The following is a 2,194-nucleotide window of genomic DNA, read 5'->3' on the forward strand; positions in this document are numbered from 1 at the left end:
GGCGGGCCACCCGCGCCGTGTGTGCCCAGCGATTCCGCCTCCGGCCCGGCGGCGGGCGTCCGTCCGGCCGGTGTCCGCCCGGGATGCGCCCGTGCTCACGACCGGTCGCCCATCGGTGAGGCGGGGTGATGAGGGCGTCGGCTTCGCTCTACGATCGGAGTATGGCCGAGTTCATTTACACCATGAAAATGGTGCGCAAGACCGTCGGGGACAAGGTGATCCTCGACGACGTCAGCACCGCGTTCTTCCCTGGCGCCAAGATCGGCGTGGTGGGACCGAACGGGGCGGGCAAGTCCACCGTTCTGGGGATCATGGCTGGGCTCGACCAACCGAGCAACGGGGAGGCCTTCATCCAGCCGGGGGCCAGCGTCGGCATCCTCCAGCAGGAGCCGCCGCTGAACGAGGAGAAGACCGTCCGCGGCAACGTGGAGGAGGGGCTCGGCGAGATCAAGGTCAAGCTGGATCGCTTCAACGAGATCGCCGAGAAGCTGGCCACCGACTACAGCGACGCCCTGATGGAGGAGATGGGCAAGCTGCAGGAGGACCTCGACCACGCCGACGCCTGGGAGCTGGACTCGCAGGTCGAACAGGCGATGGACGCGCTGCGCTGCCCTCCGGGGGACGAGCCGGTGAGCCACCTCTCCGGCGGTGAGCGCCGCCGGGTGGCGCTGTGCAAGCTGCTGCTGTCGAAGCCGGACCTGCTGCTGCTCGACGAGCCCACCAACCACCTGGACGCCGAGAGCGTGCTCTGGCTGGAGCAGTTCCTGGCGAACTACCCGGGTGCCGTCCTCGCCGTGACCCACGACCGGTACTTCCTGGACAACGTCGCGGAATGGATCATGGAACTGGACCGGGGCCGGGTCGAGGGCTACGAGGGCAACTACTCGACCTACCTGGAGAAGAAGCGGGAGCGCCTGGAGGTCCAGGGCAAGAAGGACGCCAAGCTGGCGAAGCGGCTGAAGAACGAGCTGGAGTGGGTGCGTTCCAACGCGAAGGCACGGCAGTCCAAGTCGCGCTCGCGCCTGCAGCGCTACGAGGAGATGGCCGCCGAGGCGGAGAAGAGCAAAAAGCTGGACTTCGAGGAGATCCAGATCCCGCCGGGACCTCGCCTGGGCAACGTGGTGGTGGAGGTGGAGAACCTCCGTAAGGGCTTCGACGACCGGCTGCTGATCGACGACCTGTCCTTCACGCTGCCGCGCAACGGCATCGTCGGCGTGATCGGCCCCAACGGGGTCGGCAAGACGACGCTGTTCAAGACGATCGTGGGTCTGGAGGAGGCCGACTCCGGCACCGTCAAGGTCGGTGACACCGTCAAGCTTTCCTATGTGGACCAGCAACGGGCGGGGATCGACCCGGACAGGACGGTGTGGCAGGTCGTGTCCGACGAGCTGGACTACATCCACGTCGGGCAGGTCGAGATGCCCTCCCGCGCCTACGTCAGCGCGTTCGGTTTCAAGGGCCCCGACCAGCAGAAACCGGCGGGCGTGCTGTCCGGTGGCGAGCGCAACCGGCTCAACCTGGCGATGACCCTCAAGCAGGGTGGCAACCTGATCCTGCTCGACGAGCCCACCAACGACCTCGACGTGGAGACCCTCGGCTCGCTGGAGAACGCGCTCGAACAGTTCCCCGGCTGCGCCGTGGTGATCTCGCACGACAGGTGGTTCCTCGACCGCGTGGCCACCCACATCCTCGCCTGGGAGGGCACCGAGGAGAACCCGGCGAAGTGGTTCTGGTTCGAGGGCAACTTCGAGGGCTACGAGAAGAACAAGATCGAACGGCTGGGTGCGGAGGCCGCCCGGCCGCACAGGGTGACGCACCGCAAGCTGACGCGCGACTGACACGAGTGGCGTGCCGCCGGCACCGCGAGGCGGGTGCCCGGCGACGACCGAGCCCCCGGAGCCAACGTTGAGCGGGAGACCCAGTGGTAGCCACTGAGCACACCAACGCGAGCGCGGTCAACGGCCGCCGAGCCGCTGCCCACGACGGCGTCGAGGGGGGCCCGGGATCGATCGCCCAGCTCGTCGAGCACGCCACCGCCCTCGAGGTGCGGGCCCCCGAGCTCGCATTGATCCTCGGCGAGCGTGCCGCCGCGTTGGCGGAGTCGGCGGGGGCCAACGAGCTGTGGGTGCGGGCGGAGAGCCTGGTCGTGCACGCCCGGGTCCGGCTGGGGCACCGGGCGTCCACGGTCGGCCGG

The 2,194-nt window shown here is 68.6% G+C and carries 1 protein-coding gene and 1 pseudogene; both read left to right on the top strand.

All coding sequences use genetic code 11. From position 1 onward, the window contains the following. Positions 1 to 161 precede the first annotated feature (161 nt). Positions 162 to 1,838, top strand: coding sequence for an energy-dependent translational throttle protein EttA (ettA, locus tag SACHA_RS0110205; protein ID WP_019809435.1), 1,677 nt, complete (start codon positions 162 to 164; stop codon positions 1,836 to 1,838). 83 nt (positions 1,839 to 1,921) lie between these two features. Beyond that, positions 1,922 to 2,194 (top strand): annotated as a pseudogene (locus tag SACHA_RS25265) (hypothetical protein); the annotation flags it as partial.

This window comes from Saccharomonospora halophila 8 (assembly GCF_000383775.1).
Lineage (GTDB): Bacteria > Actinomycetota > Actinomycetes > Mycobacteriales > Pseudonocardiaceae > Saccharomonospora > Saccharomonospora halophila.

Bases quoted from the DNA above. Each gene is read 5' to 3' on its own strand.
- ettA (WP_019809435.1), top strand. From the start codon at position 162: ATGGCCGAGTTCATTTACACCATGAAAATGGTGCGCAAGACCGTCGGG.